3 protein-coding genes and 1 pseudogene are annotated in these 2521 nt (G+C 41.5%); all 4 read left to right on the forward strand.

The features are described 5' to 3' along the window. Positions 1 to 391: 391 nt before the first annotated feature. The 4 genes and pseudogenes from rsmI (at position 392) to R1Y93_RS00380 (ending at position 2295) form a co-directional block, all read left to right on the forward strand. Positions 392 to 1232: pseudogene (gene rsmI / locus R1Y93_RS00365) on the forward strand (16S rRNA (cytidine(1402)-2'-O)-methyltransferase). Between the two features lie 82 nt (positions 1233 to 1314). Continuing rightward, positions 1315 to 1524 (forward strand): LacI family DNA-binding transcriptional regulator, encoded by a 210-nt coding sequence (locus R1Y93_RS00370; protein ID WP_500821199.1) that lies wholly within the window; start codon positions 1315 to 1317, stop codon positions 1522 to 1524. Then, the gene (locus R1Y93_RS00375) at positions 1518 to 1862 is read left to right on the forward strand and encodes a type 1 periplasmic-binding domain-containing protein (RefSeq protein ID WP_500821200.1); all 345 of its coding nucleotides are present in this window, start codon (positions 1518 to 1520) and stop codon (positions 1860 to 1862) included. Before R1Y93_RS00370 ends, R1Y93_RS00375 begins: the two co-directional genes overlap by 7 nt. Continuing rightward, positions 1822 to 2295, forward strand: coding sequence for a substrate-binding domain-containing protein (locus R1Y93_RS00380; protein ID WP_500821201.1), 474 nt, complete (start codon positions 1822 to 1824; stop codon positions 2293 to 2295). Before R1Y93_RS00375 ends, R1Y93_RS00380 begins: the two co-directional genes overlap by 41 nt. The last annotated feature ends 226 nt before the right edge of the window (positions 2296 to 2521 follow it).

A 2521-nucleotide genomic window follows, 5' to 3' on the forward strand; every position in this document is an offset into this window, starting at 1 on the left:
TGTGTTTTACACAAAGTCTATCTTGGAACTGTATGGGATGGTATGAGGCAGGGATGATTATGGATTATGTAATGATACGGAAAATAACGATTGGCAAGGGTGTTATTTATTCGTTGAGTTGTGTGCGATAATACTGCAGAAACAGATATGTCTTATATATCAGGGCTTCGTTTTCGGATTTCTCCCGCGCGCTTATTATCTCTGTCATTTGCCAAACTCACGCCTACGGCGTTCAGACACAGCAAATAACAGAGAAGCTAGCGCAGTCGAAATCTGCGAAAGCCTCGCATGATATATAATCCATATGCTTTTCTGCGTATAACGAACACTACTTTGTATTAAATGTTCAGCTTGCCAATGGTTATTTTACTGTATCTGAAGTGAGGGATTTATGAGCGGAAAATTATATCTATGTGCAACACCGATTGGGAATCTGGAGGATATTACATTTCGGGTTCTGCGTACATTGAAAGAGGTGGATCTGATCGCAGCGGAGGATACCAGGAATAGTATTAAGCTGCTGAATCATTTTGAGATAAAAACGCCTATGACAAGCTATCATGAATACAATAAGATTGATAAAGGGATGGTACTGGTTGAAAAGATGCGCCAGGGCACCAATATTGCCCTGATCACAGATGCAGGTACCCCGGGGATTTCTGATCCGGGGGAGGAACTGGTCTCCATGTGTCATCAGGCGGGGATTGAAGTGACCTCTCTGCCAGGTCCAGCTGCCTGTATTACAGCTCTTACCATGTCCGGACTTCCTACCAGGCGATTTGCTTTTGAAGCCTTTCTTCCGTCTGATAAGAAAGAGCGCAGGGCGGTTCTGGAAGAACTGAAGAATGAAACAAGAACTATGATTATTTATGAAGCACCACATCATCTGTTAAGCACTCTGGAAGAGTTAAGAGAGGCTCTTGGCAACAGGAAAATGACCTTATGCCGGGAACTTACCAAGAAGCATGAGACTGCATTTCCTTACCACAATAGATGATCTTCTGGCATATCATAAGGACAGCAAGCCTTTAGGAGAATGCGTGCTGGTAATCCAGGGAAGAAGCAGAAAAGAGATGGAAAAGGAAGCCCAGGCATCCTGGGAAGAGATTTCTGTTGAGGAGCATATGGAACTTTATGAAAAGCAGGGCATGCCGCGTAAGGAAGCCATGAAGCAGGTGGCAAAGGATAGAGGCGTGACTAAAAGAGAAATTTATAAGTATCTGATCCAGTGAAGCAGAGGACTTTTGGCCGCTTACAGGTGACACTGTGCCAGGTATTCTTGATTGTATATAAATGGGGAAGAAAGGTGAAAGTGTGGCAGGAATAAAGGATGTTGCAAAACTGGCGGGAGTTGGTGTTGGAACTGTGTCCAGAATGATCAATGAAAGTGGATATGTTTCCATTGATACAAGAGCGAAGATAGAAGCTGCGATGAAAGAGCTGGATTATACACCCAATGAGCTTGCCAGAAATCTTTATTACAAAAAAGCGGCATCATTGCCGTACTGGTTCCGAATGTGCTGAATCCTTTTTTTGCCCAGTTTATTGACTGTGTAGAGGGAGAACTGCGTAGAGCCGGATTTAAAATCATGCTTTGCAACACCTTGAAGGATGTGAAGTCAGAAGCTGAATATCTGGATCTTTTGAACAGACATATTGTGGATGGGGTGATCGCAGGTATGTCTTCCCTGGATGAAAGTGAATATTCCAGGATCCAGAAGCCTGTCGTTGCCCTTGACCGTTATCTTGGAGAACATATCCCTGTTGTAACAGTAGATCATAAAGAAGGTGGAAGACTGGCAGCAGAAGTACTGCTTGCCAGTGGATGCAAGAAGATCTCTTCATTTCAGAAGTACTGCTGAGAAAAAGTCCCTGTACCATGACCGTCACACAGAATTTCAGAAGATCATGGATGAGCGTGGTGTGGAAACTTATTGCTATAATTTGGACTGGCGCCGACTTGATATCGAGTATTATCATCAGGTAGTGGAAGAAATATTTGAAAAAAGGGTTGAATTTGATGGTGTATTTGGAGTAGACCGGCTGGCTATTGAATGCATGAATGGTCTGATCAGGCAGCATAAGAATATTCCTCAGGATGTAAAGATCGTGTCATATGATGGAACTTATATTACAGAGATCGTTGAGCCTAAGATCAGTACGATTGTTCAGCCCATTGACAAAATGGCTGAAGCATCTGTTCAGTGTATGTGTGAGCTGATCAGTGGGAAAAAAATCAAAAACCGCCAGATTATTTTAAAACCCACATTCCGAAAAGGAGGTACAACAATTTAGAAAATTGAAAGTTTTGCACAAAAAACAGTTTGTTTTGTGCAGAATAAACACCTGAAATTAGATAGAATGAACGAAAAATGAAAAAAATGCATAAGTGTATTGACAAAAACGCATAAAAAAAGTATAAGAAATTTAAAAGAGTTGGAAAATTAAATTTTGTTTTTAATGAATGTGGAACGCGTTCCATACAGAAAAAAACAGGCTCTCCAATTTTTAACCCGTAAAT

It is taken from the genome of Blautia sp. HA3515 (assembly GCF_059933065.1).